At 71.9% G+C, this 22,725-nt stretch carries 22 protein-coding genes; 10 read left to right on the top strand and 12 right to left on the bottom strand.

Annotated features, from left to right (window positions below; all coding sequences use genetic code 11):
- Window positions 1-37 precede the first annotated feature (37 nt).
- The 6 genes from OG403_RS00680 to OG403_RS00655 all read left to right on the top strand — a co-directional run bounded on the left by OG403_RS00680 (window position 38) and on the right by OG403_RS00655 (window position 4,411).
- Entirely contained in the window at window positions 38-1,081 is a 1,044-nt protein-coding gene (locus tag OG403_RS00680; protein WP_329560477.1) for a zinc-dependent alcohol dehydrogenase family protein, read from the top strand.
- Between the two features lie 108 nt (window positions 1,082-1,189).
- Entirely contained in the window at window positions 1,190-1,327 is a 138-nt protein-coding gene (locus OG403_RS00675) for a hypothetical protein (protein ID WP_329560475.1), read from the top strand.
- On the top strand, window positions 1,327-1,728 hold the full coding sequence (locus OG403_RS00670) for an ArsR/SmtB family transcription factor (RefSeq protein ID WP_329560473.1): 402 nt from the start codon (window positions 1,327-1,329) through the stop codon (window positions 1,726-1,728). The genes OG403_RS00675 and OG403_RS00670 overlap by 1 nt, the downstream gene beginning before the upstream one ends.
- Window positions 1,729-1,909: 181 nt before the next feature.
- On the top strand, window positions 1,910-2,434 hold the full coding sequence (locus OG403_RS00665) for a hypothetical protein (protein ID WP_329560471.1): 525 nt from the start codon (window positions 1,910-1,912) through the stop codon (window positions 2,432-2,434).
- 28 nt (window positions 2,435-2,462) lie between these two features.
- Window positions 2,463-4,070, top strand: a complete 1,608-nt coding sequence (locus OG403_RS00660; protein WP_329560470.1) for a glycosyltransferase — start codon at window positions 2,463-2,465, stop codon at window positions 4,068-4,070.
- Window positions 4,071-4,129: 59 nt separating this feature from the next.
- Window positions 4,130-4,411: a hypothetical protein gene (locus OG403_RS00655; protein WP_329560468.1), complete on the top strand. Its 282-nt coding sequence runs from the start codon at window positions 4,130-4,132 to the stop codon at window positions 4,409-4,411.
- A 53-nt stretch (window positions 4,412-4,464) separates the two neighbouring features.
- On the opposite strand, the gene OG403_RS00650 is transcribed toward OG403_RS00655, so the two are convergent.
- From OG403_RS00650 to OG403_RS00620, 7 genes are all read right to left on the bottom strand, one after another.
- Window positions 4,465-5,337 carry an SMP-30/gluconolactonase/LRE family protein gene (locus OG403_RS00650; RefSeq protein WP_329560466.1) on the bottom strand — a complete coding sequence of 291 codons (873 nt, stop codon included), beginning with the start codon at window positions 5,335-5,337 and terminating at the stop codon, window positions 4,465-4,467.
- Window positions 5,338-5,356: 19 nt separating this feature from the next.
- Entirely contained in the window at window positions 5,357-6,313 is a 957-nt protein-coding gene (locus OG403_RS00645; protein ID WP_329560464.1) for a sugar kinase, read from the bottom strand.
- On the bottom strand, window positions 6,310-6,936 hold the full coding sequence (locus OG403_RS00640; RefSeq protein WP_329560462.1) for a bifunctional 4-hydroxy-2-oxoglutarate aldolase/2-dehydro-3-deoxy-phosphogluconate aldolase: 627 nt from the start codon (window positions 6,934-6,936) through the stop codon (window positions 6,310-6,312). Before OG403_RS00640 ends, OG403_RS00645 begins: the two co-directional genes overlap by 4 nt.
- Window positions 6,933-7,787, bottom strand: a complete 855-nt coding sequence (locus tag OG403_RS00635) for a hypothetical protein (protein ID WP_329560460.1) — start codon at window positions 7,785-7,787, stop codon at window positions 6,933-6,935. The genes OG403_RS00640 and OG403_RS00635 overlap by 4 nt, the downstream gene beginning before the upstream one ends.
- A complete protein-coding gene (dgoD, locus tag OG403_RS00630) occupies window positions 7,781-8,926 on the bottom strand; it encodes a galactonate dehydratase (protein ID WP_329560458.1) in 1,146 nt (381 codons plus the stop codon). The genes OG403_RS00635 and dgoD overlap by 7 nt, the downstream gene beginning before the upstream one ends.
- Entirely contained in the window at window positions 8,923-9,639 is a 717-nt protein-coding gene (locus OG403_RS00625) for a FadR/GntR family transcriptional regulator (RefSeq protein ID WP_329560456.1), read from the bottom strand. The genes dgoD and OG403_RS00625 overlap by 4 nt, the downstream gene beginning before the upstream one ends.
- 61 nt (window positions 9,640-9,700) lie before the next feature.
- On the bottom strand, window positions 9,701-10,468 hold the full coding sequence (locus OG403_RS00620; protein WP_329560454.1) for an SDR family NAD(P)-dependent oxidoreductase: 768 nt from the start codon (window positions 10,466-10,468) through the stop codon (window positions 9,701-9,703).
- Between the two features lie 226 nt (window positions 10,469-10,694).
- On the opposite strand from OG403_RS00620, the gene OG403_RS00615 reads away from it, so the two are divergent.
- Window positions 10,695-13,091, top strand: coding sequence for a hypothetical protein (locus OG403_RS00615; RefSeq protein WP_329560453.1), 2,397 nt, complete (start codon window positions 10,695-10,697; stop codon window positions 13,089-13,091).
- Window positions 13,092-13,388: 297 nt separating this feature from the next.
- Here OG403_RS00615 and OG403_RS00610 read toward each other — a convergent pair whose 3' ends face one another.
- On the bottom strand, window positions 13,389-13,868 hold the full coding sequence (locus OG403_RS00610) for an HIT family protein (RefSeq protein ID WP_329560452.1): 480 nt from the start codon (window positions 13,866-13,868) through the stop codon (window positions 13,389-13,391).
- Between the two features lie 113 nt (window positions 13,869-13,981).
- On the opposite strand from OG403_RS00610, the gene OG403_RS00605 reads away from it, so the two are divergent.
- Window positions 13,982-14,722: a GNAT family N-acetyltransferase gene (locus OG403_RS00605; RefSeq protein ID WP_329560450.1), complete on the top strand. Its 741-nt coding sequence runs from the start codon at window positions 13,982-13,984 to the stop codon at window positions 14,720-14,722.
- A 170-nt stretch (window positions 14,723-14,892) separates the two neighbouring features.
- Complete coding sequence (locus tag OG403_RS00600; RefSeq protein ID WP_329560449.1) at window positions 14,893-15,333, top strand: hypothetical protein; 441 nt, start codon at window positions 14,893-14,895, stop codon at window positions 15,331-15,333.
- 84 nt (window positions 15,334-15,417) lie between these two features.
- Here the strand turns inward: OG403_RS00600 and OG403_RS00595 are convergent, their stop codons facing one another.
- Window positions 15,418-15,918 (bottom strand): GNAT family N-acetyltransferase, encoded by a 501-nt coding sequence (locus OG403_RS00595; protein ID WP_329560448.1) that lies wholly within the window; start codon window positions 15,916-15,918, stop codon window positions 15,418-15,420.
- 172 nt (window positions 15,919-16,090) lie between these two features.
- Between OG403_RS00595 and OG403_RS00590 the strand changes: the two genes are divergently transcribed.
- The gene (locus tag OG403_RS00590) at window positions 16,091-19,153 is read left to right on the top strand and encodes a hypothetical protein (protein ID WP_329560447.1); all 3,063 of its coding nucleotides are present in this window, start codon (window positions 16,091-16,093) and stop codon (window positions 19,151-19,153) included.
- 259 nt (window positions 19,154-19,412) lie between these two features.
- Here OG403_RS00590 and OG403_RS00585 read toward each other — a convergent pair whose 3' ends face one another.
- From OG403_RS00585 to OG403_RS00575, 3 genes are all read right to left on the bottom strand, one after another.
- Window positions 19,413-19,730, bottom strand: coding sequence for a hypothetical protein (locus OG403_RS00585; RefSeq protein ID WP_329560446.1), 318 nt, complete (start codon window positions 19,728-19,730; stop codon window positions 19,413-19,415).
- A 131-nt stretch (window positions 19,731-19,861) separates the two neighbouring features.
- Complete coding sequence (locus OG403_RS00580) at window positions 19,862-20,806, bottom strand: hypothetical protein (RefSeq protein ID WP_329560444.1); 945 nt, start codon at window positions 20,804-20,806, stop codon at window positions 19,862-19,864.
- Complete coding sequence (locus OG403_RS00575; RefSeq protein WP_329560443.1) at window positions 20,803-22,572, bottom strand: MOSC and FAD-binding oxidoreductase domain-containing protein; 1,770 nt, start codon at window positions 22,570-22,572, stop codon at window positions 20,803-20,805. The genes OG403_RS00580 and OG403_RS00575 overlap by 4 nt, the downstream gene beginning before the upstream one ends.
- Window positions 22,573-22,725 lie beyond the last annotated feature (153 nt).

Genomic DNA, 22,725 nt, shown 5'->3' with positions numbered 1-22,725 from the left:
GCCGACCCTGGAGGAGAGACCGGAAGGAGTGCGGACGATGAGAGCACTGACCTACCACGGACCGGGCCGCCGCAGCTGGGGCGAGGTCCCCGACCCGGCCGTCGCCGACCCCGAGGACGCGATCGTCCGGGTGGACGCGGTCACCATCTGCGGCACCGACCTGCACATCCTCAAGGGCGACGTCCCCGAGGTGACGGACGGCCGGATCCTCGGCCACGAGGCGGTGGGTACCGTCGTCCAGACCGGCCCCGGTGTGCGGACCGTCGCGACCGGCGACCGGGTCCTGGTCTCCTGCATCTCGGCCTGCGGGCGGTGCGGCTACTGCCGCCAGGCCGCCTACGGCCAGTGCACCGGCGGCGGGGGCTGGATCCTGGGCCACCTGATCGACGGGACCCAGGCCGAGTACGTGCGCGCGCCGTTCGCCGACAACTCCTTGCACAAGCTCCCCGACGCCGTCTCCGACGAGGCGGCCCTGCTGCTGGCGGACGTCCTGCCCACCTCCTTCGAGGTCGGCGTCCGCAACGGGCGGGTGAGCCCAGGGGACACCGTGGTGATCGTCGGCGCCGGGCCGATCGGGCTGGCCGCCGTCACCACCGCCCGCCTCTACAGTCCCGGCCGGATCATCGCCGTCGACCTGGCCGACAGCCGACTCGACGCCGCCAAGCGCCTCGGCGCCGACGAGGTGCTGAACGCCGCGGCGGTCGACGCCGCCGCCATCCGCGCGCTGAGCCCGGACGGACTGGGCGCCGACGTCGCCATCGAGGCCGTCGGTATACCGCAGACCTTCGAGCTCTGCACCAGGATCGTCCGCCCCGGCGGGCGGGTCGCCAACGTGGGCGTGCACGGCAGACCGGCCACGCTGCACCTCGAAGAACTCTGGATCAAGAACCTCACGATCACCACCGGCCTGGTCGACACCAGCACCACCCCGCTGCTGCTCGACCTGCTCGCCGCCGGACGCCTGGGCGCCACCGACCTCGTCACCCACCGCCTCGGCCTGGACGAGATGCAGGAGGCCTACGACGTCTTCGCCGACGCCGGGACCAACGGCGCGCTGAAGGTCGCGCTGTTCCGCACCTGAGGAGGAGTAGTGAACACCGAACCCGGCACCGCCCTGGCCCGCACGATCGCCGACCGGTCCGCCTGACCCGACGCCACCGGGGGAGCCGGCACCGAGAAGCTGAGCACTGTGGACCAGCCCGTCACCGTCGCAGTGGACGGCTCCGCCGCCGACCGGCCGACCGGGCGGCCGCCGACCGGGCCGCGCGCGAGGCAGCGAGACGTGTGCCCCGCCGAGAAGCAGGTCGAGAGCATGCTGGAGTTCTGATGCACCAGCCGCTGTACCAGGTCAAGGCGGAGTTCTTCCGGATGCTGGGCCACCCGGTGCGGATCCGGGTACTGGAGCTCCTCCAGGGCGGACCGCTCCCGGTGCGGGACCTGCCGGCCGACCTGCGGATCGAGCCGTCCAGCCTCTCCCAGCAACTCGCGGTGCTCAAGCGCTCGGGCATCGTGGTCTCCACCCGGGAGCGGGGCACCGTGCTGTACGCGCTGGCCGGTGCGGACGTCTCCGAACTCCTCAAGTCGGCCCGCCGGATCCTGACCGTCCTGCTTACCGACCGCGAGGCGGTGCTGGAGCAACTGCGCCGGGCGGAACAGGACTCGGAACTGGCCACGGCCTCGGCGGACAACGAACTCGCCGCTGGAGAGGAGCCGTTGGGCGCCGGGTGACAGGCCCGCTTCTCGGGCAGGGGCTCGGGGGTCGAACGCGGCTCCGGCCAGGGTGTTCATCCGATGGGGCGAACAATGCCACCGGGATCCCCTTTGTCCTGATTTCCGCAAGCGGTGGAGCCGGTCATTCGGGTGGGATGGCACCGAACAGCCCGTCACACAGCCACCTCCCGGAGGGGACATGAAGGTTCCAGGAAACAAGGTCGCCAGAATCGCGGCCGTCGCGGTGAGCACGCTGTCGCTCGGCGTCATCGCCGCGTCCGCGACGCCCGCCGTGGCCCAGCCGCCCATCTGCGGTGAGGCCGACTGCCCCAGCCTGAAGCCCGTGGGCATGAGTGCCAGCCAGGGGACGCTGAACCTCACGAGCCTGCAGTTGGAGAACATCTCCGCCACCGTCACCGACATCGTCACCGGGCGACCGCTGGTGGGCCTGCAGGTCCGGTTCTACACCTCCGGCGGCCACCTGCTGGGCTCGGCCTACACCAACTACGGCGGAATCGCCGGCATCAGCTCCTCGGAGAACTTCGGTCCCGGTACCGTCCAGGAACTGCTGAACGGCTACGACGCCGTACTGGTCGGCGACGGTGTCCACGTGGCGACCTCGGCGCACGGGACGATCACCATCGGCACGGACTGCTTCAGTACGGCGCCCCCCAGCGACCGCCGGCTCAAGTGCGCCGTCGTCCCGGTCGACTGGAGCCGCTGAGCGTGCGCCTCAGTGAGTTGGAGTGGGGATGACGGCAGCGGATCCGTCCGGCGCGGCAGCCGAGGCGATGAACCAGGCGGCAGCCGAGACGGTGGACGAGGCGGGGCTGACGGCGCTACGGGAACTGGTGGCCGCGTCCGACGACCGCTTCCGGCAGTGCCCGAAGCCCGGACCGGCCCAGGAGCCGCGCACCCTCACCGTGGGCATGGCCACCTACGACGACTACGACGGCGTGTACTTCACCGTGACGAGCCTGCTGCTCTACCACGCCGAGGTGATGGACCGGGTCAGCATCCTGGTGGTCGACAACCACCCCTCCGGCCCGCACGCCTGGGCCCTGAAGCGGCTGGAGCAGGAGATCCCCCAGCTGCGCTACGTTCCCTACGACCGGCGGGTGGGCACCGCCGCCCGCGACCGGGTCTTCCGCGAGGCGGCCTCGGACTGGGTGCTCTGCGTGGACTCCCACGTCCAACTGCCCCCTGGGGCGCTGGCCGCCCTGCTGGACCACATCGACGAGCACCCCGACAGCGGCGACCTGCTCCAGGGGCCGCTGGTCTCGCTGGACGGACGGAAGGTGTCCACCCACTGGGAGCCCCGCTGGGGACAGGGCATGTACGGGGTGTGGGCAACCGACCCGCGCGGCACCGACCCGTCCGCGCCGCCGTTCGAGATCGGCATGCAGGGCCTGGGCGTCTTCGCCTGCCGGACCCAGGCGTGGCCCGGCCTGAACCCGGCCTTCACCGGCCACGGCGGCGAAGAAGGCCACCTCCACGAGAAGTTCCGCCGCGCCGGCCGCACCACCTGGTGCCTGCCCGCCCTGCGCTGGACCCACCGCTTCGACGCACCCCGTCCCACCCCGCCCGCCCAGACCTGGTACCAGCGCCTGCGCAACTACCTGATCGGCTTCGACGAACTCGGCCAGAGCGCCGACGAGGCCATCGACCACTTCACCGCCTTCCTGGACGAGGCAGTGGTCCAGCAGTGGCTCGCCGACTACCGGACCGGGACGCGCAACCCCTTCACCGCCTTCGGCGGCATCACCTGCATCAACCTCGACGAACGCCCCGACCGCTGGCAAGCCGTGCAGGGCCGGCTGAACACCCTGGGTATCCCACCCGAACGAATCCACCGCCAACCGGCCACCGCCACACCGGCCAACCACCACATCGGCTGCGCCCTCTCCCACCGCCACGCCATCCAGCAGGCCCACACCGACGGTCTGGAGACCCTGCTCGTCCTGGAGGACGACGCCCTCTTCCTCCCCGGCACGACCTGGGTGCTGCGCCGGGCCCTGGCCGAACTCGGTGACCGGCCATGGTCGTTGCTCTACCTCGGCGGTGCCGACTGGGGGCGGACCTTCCCGCGCACCGAGGGCTGCCACCACCTGGAAGCCGTCACGGGCATCACCACCACGCACGCCATCGCCTACCACCGCAGCGTCTTCACCCACCTGCTCGACGAACTCCCCGACACCGTCGAGTCCATGTCCGCCTGGATCCAGCGCAACACCGCGCTCGACCAGTACCTGGCCCGCTGGAACCGGCCCGACTGCTACCGCACCGTCCCCGTCATCGCCGCCCGGAGTGACCAGATCGAACTGGTGGCGGCGGACCTGCGTGACCAGTTCACCCCGTGAACCACCGGTACCACCAGTACCACCGGTACCACCGCGCGGACACCGAAAGGAGCGCCCCGATGACGGCCCCCCGGGCCCACCGCGACGGGCTGCGCGTCAAGGAGATCGCCGACGGCCGGCTGGCCGTCTACGACGAGAACGCCGAGCAGGGACACCTCCTCAGCCCGCTGTGCGCCGCCGTCTACCACCTGGCCGACGGCACCCGCACGCTCACCGACCTCAGCACGGCCCTCACCCGCACCCACCCGCCGGCCGACGCCACCCTCGTCCGACGCGCCCTGGCCGAGCTGAACGCCGCCGGCCTGCTCGACACCCGGACCTGGCACCAGGCGCCTCCGTAGTCCGCCGCGAACCCGGACGGTGCGCGCGACGGTGCGCGCGATCCACCGGTGTGCTACCCCTGCCGGTAGGCGTGGGCGGGCGGGGCCGATGCCTCGACGGCGGCGCACAGCACCGATCCGGCTGGGCCGGCGGGGCGGCTGAGGCCGTGGTGGGCGGTGGTGATCAGGAGGCGGCCGCCGGACGGGGGGAGGCAGACGGAGGTGGGCTGGGGGGTGGGCAGCCGCAGGGTGGTCAGGTGGGTGCCGTCGGGGTGGTAGCGGTGGACGGCGCCGTGGCCCCAGATGGCGACCCAGAGGCAGCCGTCGGTGTCCACCGTCATGCCGTCGGGGGAGCCGCCGACCGCTACCCGGGCGAACTCCTCGCGGCTGGTGGGGTTGCCGTCGGCGTCGAGGTCGTAGCGGTGGATGACTCCGGCCGTGCTGTCCGCGACGTAGAGGAGGTCTCCCGCACTGTTGAAGGCGGGGCCGTTGACGATGGTCATGCCGTCCAGGACGCGGTGCACGGAGCCGTCGTGGTCGGTGCGGTAGAGGGAGCCGGCGCCGGGGGTGCCGTCGTAGGGCATGCTGCCGGCCCAGAAGCGGCCGTGCGGGTCGCAGACGCCGTCGTTCATCCTGGTGGGGACGGGGGATCGGTCCTCGGGGCGGGCGAGCCAGTCCAGGTCGCCGGCGGGGTCGAGCAGCGCGATGCCGGTGCCGGCGGCGGCGATCCAGTGTCCGGGGCGGCCGCTGATCGGGGCGACGGCGCCCAGCGGTACGTCAAGACGGGCGATTTCGCGCGGAGTTCGCGGGCCGGGGAGGTCGGCGACTTCGAGCAGGCGGCCGGCGAGGATGTCGACGTACACGAGTCGTCCGTCGATCCAGCGGGCGCCTTCGCCGAGTTCGTGGTCTCCGGCGGCCCACACCTGGACCTGGCTGGAATCGGTCATGGAAGCTCCAAGGGGGTTTCTAGCGAAGGGTGGTGCCGGCGGGTTGGTCGAGGAGTGCGAGGTCGCGGCGGGTGGGCAGGCCCTCCCAGTCGCCTCGGGTGCTGACGGCGAAGGCGCCGGTGGTGGCGGCCCGGTGGAGGCGGCCTTCGACGTCGAGTCCGTCGAGCAGGCCGGAGAGGTAGCCCGCGACGAAGGCGTCGCCGGCCCCGACCACGTCGACGACGGGCACCTTGCGCGCGAGGGTGCTGACGGTGCCGTCCGCGCTGGTGGCGCTCGCGCCGTCGCCGCCACGGGTGATCACCACCTCGCGGCGTCCCTGCGCGAGCAGCGCGGCGACCCCGTCCTGCTCGGGCAGGGACGGATCCTCGCAGACCAGGTGCAGTTCGTCGGCTGAGGCGACCAGCACATCGGCGAGCCGGGCAACTGGCAGCAGGGCGCTGCGCGCCTCGGCCGGCGACCAGAGGCGGGCACGGTAGTTGACGTCCAGGCAGATCGTGATGCCGAGTTCCCGGGCCCTGAGAGCCGCCGCGTGGACGGCCTCGGCGGCGCCGGGGCTCAGGGCGGGCGTGATTCCGGTCAGCTGGAGGATGCGGACACCGGGATCCAGGGCGGGCAGGACGTCCGCGACCCGAAGGGCCGAGCCGGCCGAGCCCGCGCGGTAGTAGGCGACGTTGACCAGGTCGGCGATCCGGTCCTCGCGGGCCATCAGGCCGGTGGGCCGGCCGTCGGTGTCGAGCCGTGCGTGGCTGACGTCGACCTGCTCCGCGCGCAGCGTGCGCAGGACGAGGGCGCCGAACTCGTCGTCGCCGACGCGGCCCACCCAGCCGACCCGGTGCCCGAGTCGAGCCAGGCCGATCGCCACATTGGCCTCGGCCCCGGCGACGGAGAGCTGCATCGGCGCGCCGAGCCTGACCGGGCCGGTGGCCCGCAGGGCGGCCATGGCCTCCCCGACGGTGACAACCTCGGGGCCGGTCATGCCGCGATCTCCTCGGTCAGGGCGGTGCGCCACTCGGCGACGCGCTCGCGCAGGGCGGTCAGGTCTCCACCGGCGGCGGCGTCGCCGACCAGGGGTGAGCCGACACCCACCGCGACCGCGCCGGCGGCGAGGTAGGCGAGGGCGCGGGCCGCGTCGATGCCGCCGACGGGCACGAACGGCACGGTGGGGAAGGGGTCCCGAAGGGCCTTCAGGTAGCCGGGGCCGCCGAGGGAGGCGGGGAAGAGCTTGACGCCGAGGGCTCCGCGCTCGGTGGCGACGATCACCTCACTGGGCGTCACCGCGCCGATCAGCATGGGGAGTTCGGGCGCCGGCCCGTGGCGCAGGCCGTCGCCGAGGCCGGGAGTGACCAGGAAGCCCGCGCCGGCGTCGGCGGCGCGCGCCGCGTCCTCGCCGCTGAGCACGGTGCCGGCGCCGAGCGTGGCGTGCGGGCCGAGCTCGCGGCGGGCCCGCTCGATCACCCACAGCGCGCCGGGGGTGGTCAGCGACACCTCGGTGGCGGTGATGCCCTCCTCGGCGAGGGTGAGGACGGTGCGCAGGGCCGCGTCGCGGTCGGTGCCGCGCACGATGGCCAGTGTCCGGTAGGGCAGGTCGGTGAGGTTCATACGAGGGGCCTTGTCGGTCCAGGGGGGCGGGTGCTGGTCGCGGTGATGTCGAGCTCCCAGCGCAGCGTGCCGCCGGGTGGCACGGTCGCGGCGTCGCCGGGCCCGGCCTCGGCCAGGTCGAAGACGGATCCGAGCATCGGTTCGACGCCGATGCTGCGGTAGGGGGTCGGCGCCGGGAAGCCGCGCAGGTTGCGCCAGAGGGCGACGGAGACGGGGACGTCGGCGTCGGTCCGCAGGGACAGGGTGAGCGTGTCGGGGCCGTCGATGACGGTCACGCTCGCGCAGTCGGTGAGGATCGCGCCCACGGCGGTGCCGTCGTCGGGGCCGAGGCGGTCCAGGCGCAGGCCGTGGGGCGCGGGCCAGGGGCCGGTGAGGTGGTGGGCACTGGCGGGCCACGGGTGTGCCAGCAGCTCGGCCGCCTCGGGGAAGAGCCGGGTCGGTGTGGCGTGCGGCGCGGCCAACCGGGCGGCCGGGGTGACGTCGAGCAGTGCGTGGGCGGCCCAGATCAGGCGGTAGCCCGGGTCGGCGTGCAGCTCGTAGCGGGCGCGCAGCGTTGCCGGACCGCTCTCGACGCGCCGGCGCAGCTCGAAGTCGGGGGAGTGCAGGATCTCGGTGTCGCCCTCGCGCCGCCAGGGCCGGGACCAGGCGTCGCCGTGGTCGGGTATGCCGCGCACGGTCGGGACGCACTCCTCCAGTCCGCCGGCGTCCACGAAGGCGTCGCCGGGGCGGACGGTGCTGCGGGCCGGATCCGGGCGGGTCCAGAGCCATTCGCGGTCGCCGGCCCGCAGCGAGGTCCACCGGCCGCCGTGGGCCGGGTCGGTGCGGGCCGCGATCGGCAGGTCGGTCACCATTCCGCGAACGACCCGTCCTGGTGGTGCCAGACGGGGTTGCGCCAGCGGTGGCCGGTCTCGGCGGCGCGGCGCACGGCGTCCTCGTCGATCTCGATGCCCAGGCCAGGGCCGGTGGGCCGGGCGGCGTGGCCGTCGGTGAAGCGGAACGGCTCGGGGTCGAGCAGGTAGTCCAGCAGGTCGTTGCCCTGGTTGTAGTGGATCCCGAGGCTCTGTTCCTGGATGAGGAAGTTCGGTATCGCGAAGGCGAGTTGGAGGCTGGCCGCGAGGGCGATCGGGCCGAGCGGGCAGTGCGGGGCCATCGTGACGTCGTGGACCTCGGCGAGGGAGGCGATGCGCCGGACCTCGGAGATGCCGCCGGCGTGGGACACATCGGGCTGGGCGACGGCGATGCCGGTGGCGAGCACGTCGCGGAAGTCCGAGCGGGAGTAGAGCCGCTCACCCACCGCCAGCGGCACGGAGGTCGAGTCGACGAGGCTGCGCAGGTCGCGGGCGTGCTCGGGCAGGACGGGCTCCTCCACGAACAGCGGGTGCAGCGGCTCCAGCAGGGGCAGCAGGCGCCGGGACATGGCCGTGGACATCCGGCCGTGGAAGTCGATGGCCACGTCGCGTTCGTCCCCGAGGACCTCGCGCACGGCGGCCACCCGGTCGATCACGGCCTGGGTCTGGGCGGGGGTGTCGATGGGGCGCAGCTGCGCGGAGCCGTTCATCTTGACGGCGGTGAAGCCCGCTTCCACCTGGGCCCGGGCGAGTTCGGCGACGTCGGCGGGGCGGTCGCCGCCGATCCACGCGTACATCCGCACCCGGTCGCGGACGTGGCCGCCGAGCAGCTGGTGGACGGGCACGCCGTGGGCCTTGCCGGCGATGTCCCAGAGCGCCTGGTCGATGCCGGCGACCGCGCTGGAGAGCACCGGGCCACCGCGGTAGAAGCCGCCCTTGGTGAGGATCTGCCAGTGGTGCTCGATGCGCAGCGGGTCCTCGCCGACCAGGTGGTCGGCGAGTTCGCGGACGGCCGCCTGGACGGTTTCGGCGCGGCCCTCCACGACGGGTTCGCCCCAGCCGGTGATCCCCTCGTCGGTGGCGATGCGCAGGAACAGCCAGCGTGGTGCGACGAGGAAGGTCTCCAGTGCTGTGATCTTCATCCGGTCTCCCCCGGTCTGTTGTCGTCAAGAAGGCTGTGCAGGTCGGCGGCGGCCTGGGTGAGCAGGTCCTGGACGGCGCGGGCGGCCGCCTCCGGCTGCTGGGCGCGCACGGCGTCCAGGACGGCCCGGTGGGCGGGGACGGCGTCGGCGCTCTGGTCGGCGCCGTGCACGATGTGGTCGCGCACCCGCAGACCGGCCTCGATCACGACCTCCATGCGGGTGAGGAGCTCGTTGTGGGCGGCGGCCAGCAGCGCTCGGTGGAAGGCGAGGTCGGCCTCGACAGCGGCGTGGGCGTCACTGCCCGCGGCTGCCATCCGCTCGAGTGCGTCCTGCAGCGCGGCCAGGTCGCTCTCGTCGCGGCGCTCGGCGGCCAGCCGGGCCCCGGCCGGTTCGACGATGGCGCGGACCTCGCCGAGGTTGTCGAGGAAGGTCTCGTCGGGGGTGCCCAGGCCCTGCCAGCGCAGCAGGTCGCTGTCCAGCAGGTTCCAGTCGGTGCGCGGTCGCACGAAGGTGCCGCGCTTCTGGCGGGAGTCGATCAGCCCCTTGGAGGCCAGCACCCGCAGCGCCTCGCGCACGACGGTCTTGCTGACGCCGAGTTCCCGCTCGAGCTGGTCGGGGTAGAGCGAGTCGCCCGGGGCGTACGCGCCGCCGATGATCTGCGCGCCGATGACCTCGACGGCCTGTCCGTGCAGTCCTCGTACCGGGTGGTTCATGGCGACTGGTCCTCCGTGGGTCTGCGCGGGCGGGCGGCCCGCGCGTCGATCCTTCGCGTGTTCACGAGGAAGCCTTGACGACGGACCAGCCGCCGTCCACCACCAGGTTCACGCCGGTGACGTAGGAGGCGTCCGAGGAGGCGAGGAAGGCCACGGCCGCCGCCACCTCCTCGGGCCGGCCGAAGCGCTTGGCGACGGTCTCGCTGACGCTGTCGGCCCGCCCGGCCTCGTCCACCCGGTCCCAGGCCGCCGTCATGATCGGCCCGGGCACGATGGTGTTGACCCGCACCTGCGGGCCGTACTCGACGGCGAGTTGACGGCCCATCGCACACAGCGCGCCCTTGGCGGCGGCGTACGCCGGGTGTCCCGGCAGGCCTACCAGCGCGTGCACCGAGGAGGTGAGCACCACCGAACCCTCGCTCTCCCGCAGCGCCCCGGCGAAGGCGCGGATCGCCAGCCAGGAGGCCTTGAGCGTCACCGCGAGCTGGGTGTCCCACTCGCCCTCGGTCAGCTCGTGGGCGGGTTTGACCACGACGGCGTAGGCGTTGCTGTGCAGCACGTCCAGCCGTCCGTAGCGGCTGCGCACGTGCGCGGCCAGCTCGTCCCACATCGCGGCCGAGGTCACGTCGCCGTGCCGGTACTCCGCTTGGCCGCCCTCGCCGGTGATCGCCTCGACGACGGCCCGGCCGGCCGCATCGGCGATGTCGACGGCCACCACGGCCGCGCCCTCGGCGGCCAGCCGCCTCGCGGTGGCGGCGCCGATGCCGCTGGCGGCACCGGTGATCAGGGCGACGCGGCCCTGGAATCTTCGACAGGTCTGCTCAGTCACGTCGTCACCGTAGCGCTTGTGATTAATTATGCAAATATCTTGACAGTGCTGGTTGTCCGGTCCCAGGATTCGAGCCCAGCAGCGCCGCGCCGGCGAACGTGCCGTCGGCCTGCCCGGGTCACCACCTGCCACGGGCCCGCTGGCGCCGCTTCTGCAACACCCCGCTTCTTCCACACCCGCACTTCCTCAAGACCCCCTCGTCCCCACCCGGCAATGGAGGTTGGAAATGACCGACATGGAATCGGCGGTCCGTCAGGCACGGACGGCCCGCACGCTCGGTAGACGCATCGCGACCGCGGCGCTGAGCGTCACGATGGCCCTGGCCGGCTCGCTGGCGGTGACGGCCGTCAGCCGGCCGACGCCCGCCGCGGCGTCGGTTCCGCCCGGCACGTTCGGCGCCATGACGGCGCCGATGGGCTGGAACTCCTGGTACTTCTACAACAACAACTACGACTCGCAGAACATCGCCGACGCGGCCGCGGCGCTCGCCGCGCAGAACAGCGACCTCCCGCTCAACGGCTCCGGCACGCACGAGAGCATGGCCGACCTCGGATACAGGGACGTCGGCATGGACGGCGGCTGGTGGACCAACGGGTCCGCCGGCCGCGACGCGGGCGGGAACATCGTCCCCGACTCCGCCTTCCTCTCGGGCTACCGGACCAAGGCGGTCACCCTGTCCAACGGCACCACCGTGCCCTCGGTGACGCTCAACTCGATGAGCGACCTCACCGGCTACATCCACTCGCTCGGGCTGTACGCCGGCATCTACACCGACACCGGGACCAGCGGGTGCGGCGGACAGAACGGCAGCGGCGGCCACGAGGCCGCCGATGTCACGACCTTCGCCACCTGGGGCTTCGACTGGGTCAAGGTCGACCACTGCGGCGGTGTGCCCTCGGGCTACGGCTCGACCATGGCCGACTACGAGGCCTGGGGCAGCCTGCTGGCCAACGCCAGGACCTCGGCCGGCGTGCCCCGTCCGATGTCCCTGGAGGTCTGCGAATGGGGACAGGGCGGACCCGACAACCCGTCTCTCTGGGGCGGCGCGGCCGGGCGAACCTGGCGCACCGGAAGCGACATCACCGGGGCGAACGGCTACGGGACCCCGGCCGACGGCGGCTCCTCCTGGATCAACTTCGGCAACGTGCAGAACAACTTCCTGCTGAACGACCACCCCAGCAACGAAGCCGCAGGGCAGTACAACGACCCGGACTACCTGCTGATCGGACCCGGCTTCGGTAACGACCCCACCACCGGCCGGCAGCAGTCCAGCGGCGGCACGACCTACGGACTCACCCCCGACGAGCAGCAGTCCTACTTCGGCATGTGGGCCATCCAAGGCGCGCCGCTCGTCCTGTCGACGGACGTCACCAACCTCACCCCGGCCACCGCGGCCGTCGTCGCCAACCAGGCCGTCATCGCCGTCGACCAGGACAGCGCCGACAAGCAGGCCCAGAAAGTCCTCGACAACGGCACCGTGCAGGTGTGGTCCAAGCAGCTCGCGACGCCCGGGAGCCGCGCCGTCCTGCTGCTGAACACGAGCGCCTCGTCGACGACGTACTCGTTCACCACGCAGGGCCTGGATCTGCTGGGCAGTCCGTCGGTGCAGAACCTGTACACCGGCGCCGGTCTCGGCAGCCTGAGCCAGACCGGATCGCTCTCCTTCACCCTGGCCGCCCACCAGTCGGTGATGCTGGGACTGACCGGCGCGAGTGAGCAGAAGCCGGAGACGGTGTTCGCCGCCGGCGCCTCGGGCCTGAACCAGAAGAGCTGGAACGGCGGTTCGTGGTCTGCCTGGCAGACCCTGCCGCTGGGCACCGCCGGCTCCACCGGCCCCGGCTCGATCCAGGGCGCCCCGGCGGTCGTGTCCTCGCCGTCCGGTACCGACGTCTTCGTCCGGGGCGGCGACAACGCCCTGTGGGAGGACACCTACACCAACGGCGCCTGGGGCGCCTGGGCCAGCCTCGGCGGAACCCTGTCGGACAGCCCGACCGCGGCCGGCCTGGGCCAGGACCGCATCGACGTGTTCGTCCGCGGCACCGACGGTGCCCTGTACCAGAAGACCTACCAGCAGGTCCCCGGCTCGGGTGCGGCCAACAGCCCGAACGTCGCGTGGACGGCCGACTGGACCAACCTGGGCGGCCCGAACACCACCACCGGCCCCGGCACGTTCACCGGAGCCCCGGCCGCCGTGGCGTCGCTGAACCGCGTCGACGTCTTCGCCCGCGGCACCGACAACGCCCTGTGGCAGAGGAGCTACGTCAACGGCGCGTGGACCGGCTGGTCGAGCCTCGGCGGCACGCTGACCTCGTCCCCCGCCGCGGCCAGCGCCGGTCCCGGCCAGCTCGACGTGTTCGCCGCCCAGAGCGGCGGCACGGTCGGCGAACTCAACTGGACGGCCGGCGGCGGCTGGAGCAGCGGCTGGTACAGCCTCGGCAGCCAGGTCATCGCCGGCGCACCGAGTGCGGCCGAGGTCGCGGGCCGCGCCAACGTCTACGCCCGCGGCGCCGACAACAGCCTGTGGCAGTGGTACCGCGTCGGCACCGGACCGTCCGGCAACTGGCAGCAGCTGGACAACACCCTGCCGCTGACCGGCAGCCCCGCAGCGGCCGGCCACGTTTAGGGGCTGTCGTCAAACCCCCCTCTGCTCGGCGACGCCATGCACGCACTCTCGCCGCACCGGGCACAGGCCCAAGTACGTCCAGTACGAGGGCCTGCGCCCGGCACGCCGAGAGCACGCACCTGACGCCGCCAAGCCGCCCTGCGGGCGACGAAGGGGGTTTGACGACAGCCCTAGGGCACCGCTGCAGGCGCTGACCGGGCCGGGTCAGTGTCGGGGCCCTTCCTCGGTGCCGCCAGCACGGCGCCGAGGAAGGGCCCCGGCCCGGTCCCGCCCGGTCGTCACAACGGGGCCGACCCGTCAGCGCACGTCCTTCAACCGATCCAGCTCCGTGCCGATAGCCTCCCGCAGCACGTCATGCTGCGGGCCGAGCGCGAACTGCTCATCGCTCCACCGCTCGTGCGGATACAGCCACACCGGCATGCCCACGAGATCGGCCGGTTCCCACTCGAATCGCGGCCACACATGCGCATGCAGGAAGCCGTCGGTATTGCCGAGGATCTCCAGGTTCACCCGACGGAAAGCCGGGTCGAGGCGCCTGCACGCACGCTCGACCGCTTCCCCCAGCCGGTCCATGTCGGACAGGAAGGCCAGCCGCCTCGCCCTCGGCAGGTCCGACAGTCGCCGCACATCCGCGTCATCCGCGAGCAGCACCGAGTATCCGGGCAGGAACTGCACATCCCCGATCACCGCGAAGCCCGCCTCAAGGCGCCTGAGCACGGCGGGGTTCTCTCCCCGCAGTGCACTTCCGATCCGATCCATCCGCCAGTCATCACTCATCTGGTAGACGCTACACAACCGTGATCAACTCGCTGAGGCCGCAGCAGGGAAAAGCAGTTGCCTGCGGCAGCGGGTGGGTCGAGCATGACGGGGTGTCGGATCTACTTGAGCGCGTGACCGCCTTCCGCGCCGCCTTCGCCCGCCGCCAGGCCGCTGAAATCGTCGAGCTGCCCGGGGCCTTCGCGGTTCGCGACCCGGACTTCTCCCGCTCCCAGGAGCACAACCAACTGATCGTCGAGACCACGGACGCCGACCCGGCAGCACTGCCCGGGCTGGCTGTGCAGGGCCTCGGGAAGCGTCAGCAGTACCGGATCACGGTGCTCGACGAGGCGCTCGGCGCGCGGGCCACCCCGGTACTCGCGGCGGTCGGCTACGACCGGGACACCGAGCTGATACTGGCCCGGGAGACGGCCGGCTGCGCACGGCCCGAACGCGCCGCGCACCAGGTCGAGCTGGCCGAGCTGCGAGCGGCGGTGTTCCGCCAGCAACTGGACTGGACCCCGGACGAGGACCTCGCCCGGCAGCTCACCGAGCGCCGCACCGCCCGGCTGCGCGGCGCCGAGCAGGTGTTCTTCCTGGCCGCCCGGACGCCGGACGGCGAGATCACGGCCTGGGCCGACCTCTACCTCGACCCCACCGCCGGGCTGGCCCAGTTGGAGGACCTGACCACCGCCACACCGCACCGTGGGCAGGGCCACGGCGACACCCTGCTCGCGACCGGCTTGGCGCTGGCCGCCGCTGCCGGAATCCCGCAGCTCTTCCTCGCCGCGGACGTGAACGACTGGCCGCGCGAGTGGTACGCCCGCCGCGGCTTCACCGAGCTCGGCCGCAGCCACTCCTTCCTCCACCGCTGACGGCGAGGACCAGACTCCGCTGCCGCCTCCTGCAACCGCCCGGATCACGCGCGGAGCGAACCGAAACACGGCGGCTGGTCGGCCGGCCGTTGCGGCATTGGCGGCCGGTGTCGCGACTCTGCCGAGGCCCTGATGTGCGGGGTGGCGGCCGGGCAGGCTAGTTTGCTCGGATGAGTCTCCTTGATGATGTGGCCGAGCGCGATGGCTGGCTGTGCTGGGTGTGCGACGAACCGGTCGACCCCGACAAGTCGGTGAACGACCCGCGGGGGCCCAGCGTCGACAGCCGGACCGCCGACCGGAAGGCCAAGGTCGCCGAGCGGCTCGCGCACCGCGGGTGCAACACCCGCAAGGGTGCGGTCAAGGTGGTCATCGCCTGGCCGGACCGCCTGTACGTGGTCGAACCCGCGCCGCTGATCACCGTTGCCGGCCGGCTGGAGCGCAAGGGGGGCCGCGAGATGGTGGGCCGCTGTCCGACCAGGCAGGACGCCCAGGAGGCGGCGGACTGGCTGGTGGACCGGTTCTCCCGGCTGGTACCGGGGCTGCCGGTGACCGCCGACATCGAGGCGGGCGGCGGCCAGTTCCTCGTCATCCTGGCCACCGGCCGCCGCTGACCGGGGATCACCGGCGCACCCTCGCGTCGAGCTGAACCGTCGGCCCATGTACGCCGAGTACACGGAGCCGGCCTGGTCCTGTGCCTACACCTGAAGTGCCAAGTCGCGCTCGTACCAGGTGCCGGGCTTTCCGCCGAGGCCGGCCGGGTCGGCCGGGCCGACCAGGACGAACCCGGCCTTGGTCAGCACCTTCCGGGACGCGGCATTGGCGTCGGCGGTGGCCGCCCGCAGGGTGCGCAGCCCGTGCCGCGCCGCCCCCAGCCGGCACAGCTCTCGGACGGTCGCGGTCGCCACGCCGCGGCCGGCGACGTGCTGCGCGACCCGGTAGCCGAGGTTGGCGGTGCCGCCCTCGATGTCGTACAGGTTGAACCGGCCCAGAACCGAACCGTCCTCGGCGACCAGCACGTAGAAGGCGCAGCTGCCGGCCTCTTGTTCGGCCAGCGAGGCGCGGTGCCGGTCGGCGAACCGGTTGTAGAACTCGTCGCCGCGGTCGGAGACCGAGGCAGCGAAGTAGGCACGGTTCGCCAGCTCGAAGGCCAGGACCGCCGCGGCATGGCCGGCATCCAACTGCTTCAGCTCGGGCACCCGCGCAACTCTACCCAGACGGCGCGCCGAGGCCACCCGAGTTTCCACCAGTAGCCGGCAGCACGGTTGCTCCCTGCCCCCTGCCCCCTGCTCCCTGGTGTCCTGACCAGGCCGCCAGGGCGGTGTCCGGGGGTTCTTCCGGTAGTTCGTCCCGCTCTTCTTCCTGGTGCCTGTGCCCGGCTCAGTGATGTGCTCACGCAATGCGGCCAGGCTGGCCAAGCCTTGGTCGGACAACTCATCCCTCCTGGAAGTGGAGACGTGCGTGGGCGTCAAGCAACGACAAATCCTGCGGTGGACGGGGCGCTCTCCCGTCGCGATCGCCGCACTAACGCTGTTCCTGGCGGCGCTGGCTCCGGTGTCCGGGGCCTCGGCCGCGACGACCACCGGCGGGTCCGGCCCGGCGGATCCGGAGCTGGTGAAGCAGGTGGTGGTCGCCAGTGACCCCACCAACGGGCCGCTGATCGGCGTCCTCACCGCCGATGGTGACGTGTACGTCAAGGAGAGTGACCGGAATCCCGACTGGGTGCTGGAATACAGCGGAGCCACCCAGGTCGCCGTTGCCAGCGATCCCACGAACGGGCCGCTGATCGGGGTCCTCGGCGAGGACGGCAATGCGTACGTGAAGGAGGGTGGCCTGAACGCCGGTTGGGTCAATGAGTACGGCGGGGTGGGTCAGCTCGCGCTGGCCAGCGATGCCACGAACGGGCCGTTGATCGGGGTCGTGGGAACGGATGGCAATGCGTACGTGAAGGAGGGTGGCCTGAGCAGCGGTTGGGTCAATGAGTACGGCGGGGTGGGTCAGCTCGCGCTGGCCAGCGATTCCACGAACGGGCCGTTGATCGGGGTCGTGGGAACGGATGGCAATGCGTACGTGAAGGAGGGTGGCCTGAACGCCGGTTGGGTCAATGAGTACGGCGGGGTGAGTCAGCTCGCGCTGGCCAGCGATTCCACGAACGGGCCGCTGATCGGCGTCCTCGGTAAGGACGGCAACGCGTACGTGAAGGAGGGTGGCCTGAACGCCGGTTGGGTCAACGAGTACGGCGGGGTGAGTCAGCTCGCGCTGGCCAGCGATGCCACGAACGGGCCGCTGATCGGCGTCCTCGGTAAGGACGGCAACGCGTACGTGAAGGAGGGTGGCCTGAACGCCGGTTGGGTCAACGAGTACAGCGGGGTCAGCCAGAACGCGCTGGCCAGCGACCCCACCAACGGGCCGCTCATCGGCATTGACTCCGGCGGTGACGCCTACGCGAAGGAAGGCGGCCTGAGTACCGGCTGGGCCACCGAATACAAGGGAGTGCCCCAGAGCTCCAACTTCAGCTCCGCCACCCTGGTCTACCTGACCAACGGACTGTGGGGCAACGCCATGCTGTGCGCCGCCGCCGACAACGACGACACCTGGATCTCCGACGACAAGACCAACCCCTACTGCCAGTGGGAGCGGATCGGCTACGACGGACAGTTCAGCCTGTACAACCCGGCCAAGGGCAAGGTACTGGGCTACCAGGGCGGCAACCAGGGCCTGCTCATCATGCAGGATCTGGCCTACCCCACCCAGGGCGGACAGCAGTTCTCCTTCGGCGGCTGGGAGAGCTGGGGGGCTCGGGCCCTGCAGTGGTTCGGCGACTCCGGGCAGAACGTCGACGCCGGAACCGGCACCACCCCCCGCACCGACGCCGTGCGCACCCGCGGCTGGCGTGACGGCAACCAGAGGCAGCTGACCTGGAACGTCGCGCCGGTCGCCCAAGCCGCGTCGGAGACCGCCCGGTCGGCCAGCGCGACATACATCATGAACGGAAACTGGTCCGACCAGCTGCTGTGCGCTGCCGCCGACGGCACCCTGCGGTTGTCGACCGACAAGACCAACCTCGGTTGCGAGTGGCTGCGCTTCGGCTCCGACAACGAGTTCCTGCTCTACAACCCCGAATTCGGCAGGGCCGTGGGCTACACCGGAGGCAATCAAGGCCTGCTGGACCTGCAGCCGCTGGCCTATCCCACCCAGGGCGGGCAGGAGTTCTCCTTCGGCGGCTGGGAGAGCTGGGGGGCTCGGGCCCTGCAGTGGTTCGGCGACCCCGGACAGAACGTCGACGCCGGGATCGGCAGCCCCACCGCCGGCCCCGTGCACACCCGGGGCTGGCGTGAAGGCAACCAGAGGCAGCTGACCTGGAACGTCGCATCGGTCACCCCTCCCACCGCCGTGGTCAGCCTGGGCGACAGCTTCATGTCCGGTGAAGGTGGCCGCTGGCAGGGCAACAGCAACACCTTCACCGGCAGCCGCGACGGCACCGACCGCGCCTACACCAGCTGGGGCACCTACAACCCCTACGAGGTCTACGGCACTTCCTACGACGACGGCTGCAACCGTTCGGACTCCGCCGAGGTACACAGCGCCACCGACATCGCCCAGGTCTCGATCAACCTGGCCTGCTCGGGTGCCACCACGGCCAACATCCTCCGTGCCGCCGACGGCGGCCAGAGCTTCAAGAGCGAAGACCCGCAGGCCGACCAGCTCGTCAATGTCGCCCGGCAGTACGACGTGAAAGAAATCGCCTTGTCCATCGGTGGCAACGATCTGGGTTTCTCCGACATCATCAGCGCCTGCGTCAAGGCCTTCATCTTCGGCAGCGGGCCGTGCAACACGACCCAGCAGGCCAACGTCGACGCCAAGATCGCAGCCACCCAGCAGAACGTCGTCAAGGCCATCGGCAGCATCCAGGCCGCGATGACCAGCGCCGGATACGCGGCCGGCAGCTACCGGATCATCCTGCAGTCCGCCCCGTCCCCGCTGCCCCGCGCCGCCGAAATCCGCTACCCGGAAAGCGGCTGGGACCGCATCAACACCGGCGGCTGCCCGATCTACCTCTCGGACGCCGACTGGGCCCGCGACCACCTCGTCAACCAGATGTCCGACGCCCTCAAATCCGCCGCCCAGACCGCGGGCGCGGACTTCCTGGACCTGCGCGACGCCTTCCAGGGCCGAGAGGTCTGCTCCACCGCCACCTCCCTGGCCGACTCCGCCAACCCGCCCTCGGCAACCACCAGCGAATGGGCCCGCTTCCTGGTCATGGGCGGGGCCCAAGGAGAAATGCAGGAATCCTTCCACCCCAACTACTACGGCCAACTCGCCCTCGGCCGCTGCCTCACCCTCATGGCCGCCGCACCCAGCGTCCACCAGGCAGCCTGCGACAACACACCAGGACAGGACGCCCAGGGAATGCACCTGACGACCGCGTCTTGACCAAGCGGTAGCGGGCCGGGAAAGACACCCAGCCTCCATCACCCGGTGCGTCCAGGCTGAACGGAAGCCCTGACGATGACGGGCCTGCGGGTACAGGCGCGCACCTGCGCCTGTACCCGCGCGTCTGCTCTACTCGCCGCCGGTTCGCTGGTGGGCCTGGGCCTGGGACGCCAGCTCCGCCCTGCCGGACACCCCAAGTCTGCGGCCCGTTCGCCCGATCGCACCGGTGGCGTTGGTTTCGGGCGCACTCCTGCCGCGGTCAGTGCTCCGCGTACCTGGGCTGCCAGCAGGACGCTGCCGCTGTCCGAGCGAGATGCAGCGAGGCCGCCTGCGACCGCCAAGGCGTCATGGCCAGGTTCGTGACCTGTGCACGCCTCTCCTGCGCGCCGTACTCGTGCAGGACGGTGAGGGCGGCGACCGGCTTGCCCCGCGCCGCCTGCAGGCGACTGCGTGCGAGGCGCGCCGGGCCCTGGGAGAGCCAGCCCACCCGGTTGGTGTCGGGGTCTGCGGCCAGCAGAGCCGTCGCCGAGGCCAGGTCGCACCGCTCGATCAACGACCCGCCCAGCTGGGTCGTCATCGCCAGCCTGACCCGGGGCTCCAGGCCTTCCCCGTCCGTCGTGGCGGGGTGGCCGAAATCCGCTGTGAGCGGGAGCTGTTGGCCACGACGAGCTTGGACGAGCAACTGCCACGTCATGGCGGCCGACACCATCAGGAACGAGCCCACCGCCCGCCCACGTCGGCGATGTGGTCGAACTGCGCCCCCGCGTCGTCGAGACGGTCCGTGGCCACGAAGGCCAGCCCGGCCAGGCTCACGAGCATCTGGGAGGTGTCCACGGCGGCCAGACCGCCTCGCATGGCCCGGTCGAGGAGGTCATCGGTGACCGAGGCGCTGGCGGCGCCGGTGACGGCCCAGGCGGACAGCGCGGCCAGGACCGCGCACTCGCCGGGGGTTTCACCGGCCAGCTTGTGGTCCCACAGCAGTCGCGCGTGCCGCTGGGCGGCGGGCAGGGTTGCCATCCGGTCGTAGCCGATCAACAGCATCTGCGCCTGAAGGAACCATGACACCTCCCGGGCGAGGCCACTACCGTTGTCGATCTGCTGCAAGTCCTCCACCGCACGGGCGAGGACGTCGACGGCTCCCTCGTGCTCATGGCTGAGGAAGAGAGCGTTGCCGAGCAGATAGGCCGCCTCGGCCCGGGCATACGGGTCGGTCAACGCCGTCGAGGCCTGCGTCAGGTAGTGCCTGGCCGCGCCGAGATCGACCTGCATCTCATCCTTGCCCAACTCCAGCAGCAAGGGGCCACGCTCCTCGACGGACACCGGCTCGCGCAGGGCCCGGCGCAGATAGGTCGCGGTGATCTCCGGAGCTCCTCGGCCACGGGTCGCCCGCGCCGCCTGCCTCAAGGCGTCAACCCGCCAGCCCTCACCGCCCGGTTCGGCCAGCAGCAAGTGGGCCGCCACCAGATCATCGGCCGCGCCACCGCGCCGCAGCAGTTCGGCTGTGCGCGCGTGTCCGGCGGCCAGGTGGAGTTCCACCGCGGAGACCCCGACCGCCGCCGCGGCTGCCTCCACCGCACCATCGTCATCCTGCTCCTGCTGTCCTTCGCCGTCGCCTGCCACTACTGACGCTCTCCGTCGACCGCGGGCGGTCACAGGTCCAGGACCACGTCGGCGGGCGGCGTCGAACAGCAGATGAGCGCGTCTCCTTCGGCGGGAAGTTCCACGGGCTGCGGGGCGTACTCGACCTGGCCGGCGAGCAGCGCGGTCTCGCAGGTGCGGCAGACCCCGGTGCGGCAGGCCCAGCGCACGGGCACGTCGCAGGCTTCGGCGAGTTCGAGCAGGGTCCCGTAGCCGGGGTGCCAGGGGAGGGTCAGGCCGCTGCGGGCGAAGGAGACGGACGGCCCCGGTCGTCCGTCGGGCGGACGGGCCGGCTGGTGCGGTGCCCGGGTGGATCCGTTCACCACACCGGGGTTGACGGCGGACGTGGCCCCGAAGACCTCCGTGTGGATCCGCGAGGACGACAGACCGCAGGCCTCCAGAGCCCCCGTCATGTCCCGCATGAACGCGTCCGGCCCGCAGATGTAGGCGTCGGCGTCCCGAGGCGGTTCGAGGCCGCGGATCCGCTCGGGACCGAGCCGCCCGTGCACGGTGTAGTCGACACCGGGGCGATCGGTGCCCAACGGACGGCTGTAGCAGACGAACGACCGGCCTGCGGGCAGCCGGGAGAGCAGGGCGCGCGCCTCGTCGGCGAAGGGGTGGTTCTCGCTGTTCCGGGCCGCGTGCAGCCACCACACCGTGCGCGGTGAGCGCGCCGTGGCCAGCGCGTGCAGCATGGCCAGCACCGGGGTGGCGCCGACACCGGCGGACAGCAGCAGCACCGGGGTGTCGGCCTGCGCCAGACAGAACGTGCCGCGCGGGGCGGCGACGTCGAGAACGTCGCCCACGTGCACCTGCCGGCGCAGGTAGTTGCTGGCGACGCCGTGCGGCTCCTGCTTGACGCTGATGCGATAGGTGTCGGCGCCCGGCCGGCCGGAGAGCGAGTAGTCGCGGATCACCGGGGCGGCCTGCGGGTCCGGCCGCAGGCGGACCCCGAGGAACTGCCCCGGCAGCGCGGCCGGCAGCGGCTCGCCGTCGACCGAGGCCAGCGTGAGCGAGAAGATGCTCGCGCTCTCCGGCGCGATCCGGACGACTGCGAGCCGGCGGAACCCGGGCCAGGCTGGCGGCGGGCTGCTGGTGGCCAGCCCGCTGTTCCCGCCCACGGCACCGGAGCCGCCGTCCGCGTCGTCGAGCAGGGCCTGCAGCGAGGTCTGCCAGCCGGGGCTCAACGCCGGGATCCGCAGCGCCCGTTCGAGCTCCCGCCGGGCGTGGCCGGGCAGGTAGAGCAGCGCGTCGATCTCCGCGACGGTCATCTCCTCGGGCCCCGAGGCGATCTTCACGATCTCGTCCCCGGCCCGCACCTGACCCTCCGTCAGCACCCGCATGTAGAACCCCGGACGGCGATGGGACACCAGCAGGGCCGCCATCTGCGGCTCACCCAGCCGCAACCCCACGCGGTAGCACGTCACCCGGGGCTGGGTGACCTCGAAGACCGCACCGCCGATCGCGTAGCGGTCGCCGATGCACACCTCGTCGTCGGCGAGCCCGTCCACGGTGAGGTTCTCGCCGAACTGGCCGTAGCTGAAGTCGTCCCGCTTCAGGAACTCCTGCCAGTGGCGGTAGGAGTGCAACTGGTAGACCAGCACGGCACGCTGCTCGCCGCCGTGCCCGGCGAGGTCACCCTGCCCGTCGCCGTCCAGATTGAGCCGGCGCGCCATCACGGGCCCGGCGACGGACTGCTTCCAGACGCCGGTGCGGACGGTCTTCCCGTGCCAGGCGACGTCCTTGGGCATGCCGACGTTCACGGCGATCAGAGCGGCCACAGGACCTCCCTCCGGTCGAGCGCACCCTCCTCCAGCCTCGTACGGTCGGCCACCGACCGCACCCGAAGGGCCCTGCGCGGCGCCGGGACCCGGTGCGACGTAGCGTGGGTGTGATGGGCGCTGTCGCCGAGTGGACACCTCCTTGGACACATT

The sequence above is a fragment of the Kitasatospora sp. NBC_01266 genome (assembly GCF_036242395.1).
Classification (GTDB): domain Bacteria; phylum Actinomycetota; class Actinomycetes; order Streptomycetales; family Streptomycetaceae; genus Kitasatospora.
This window is presented reverse-complemented; position numbering and strand designations above follow the sequence as displayed.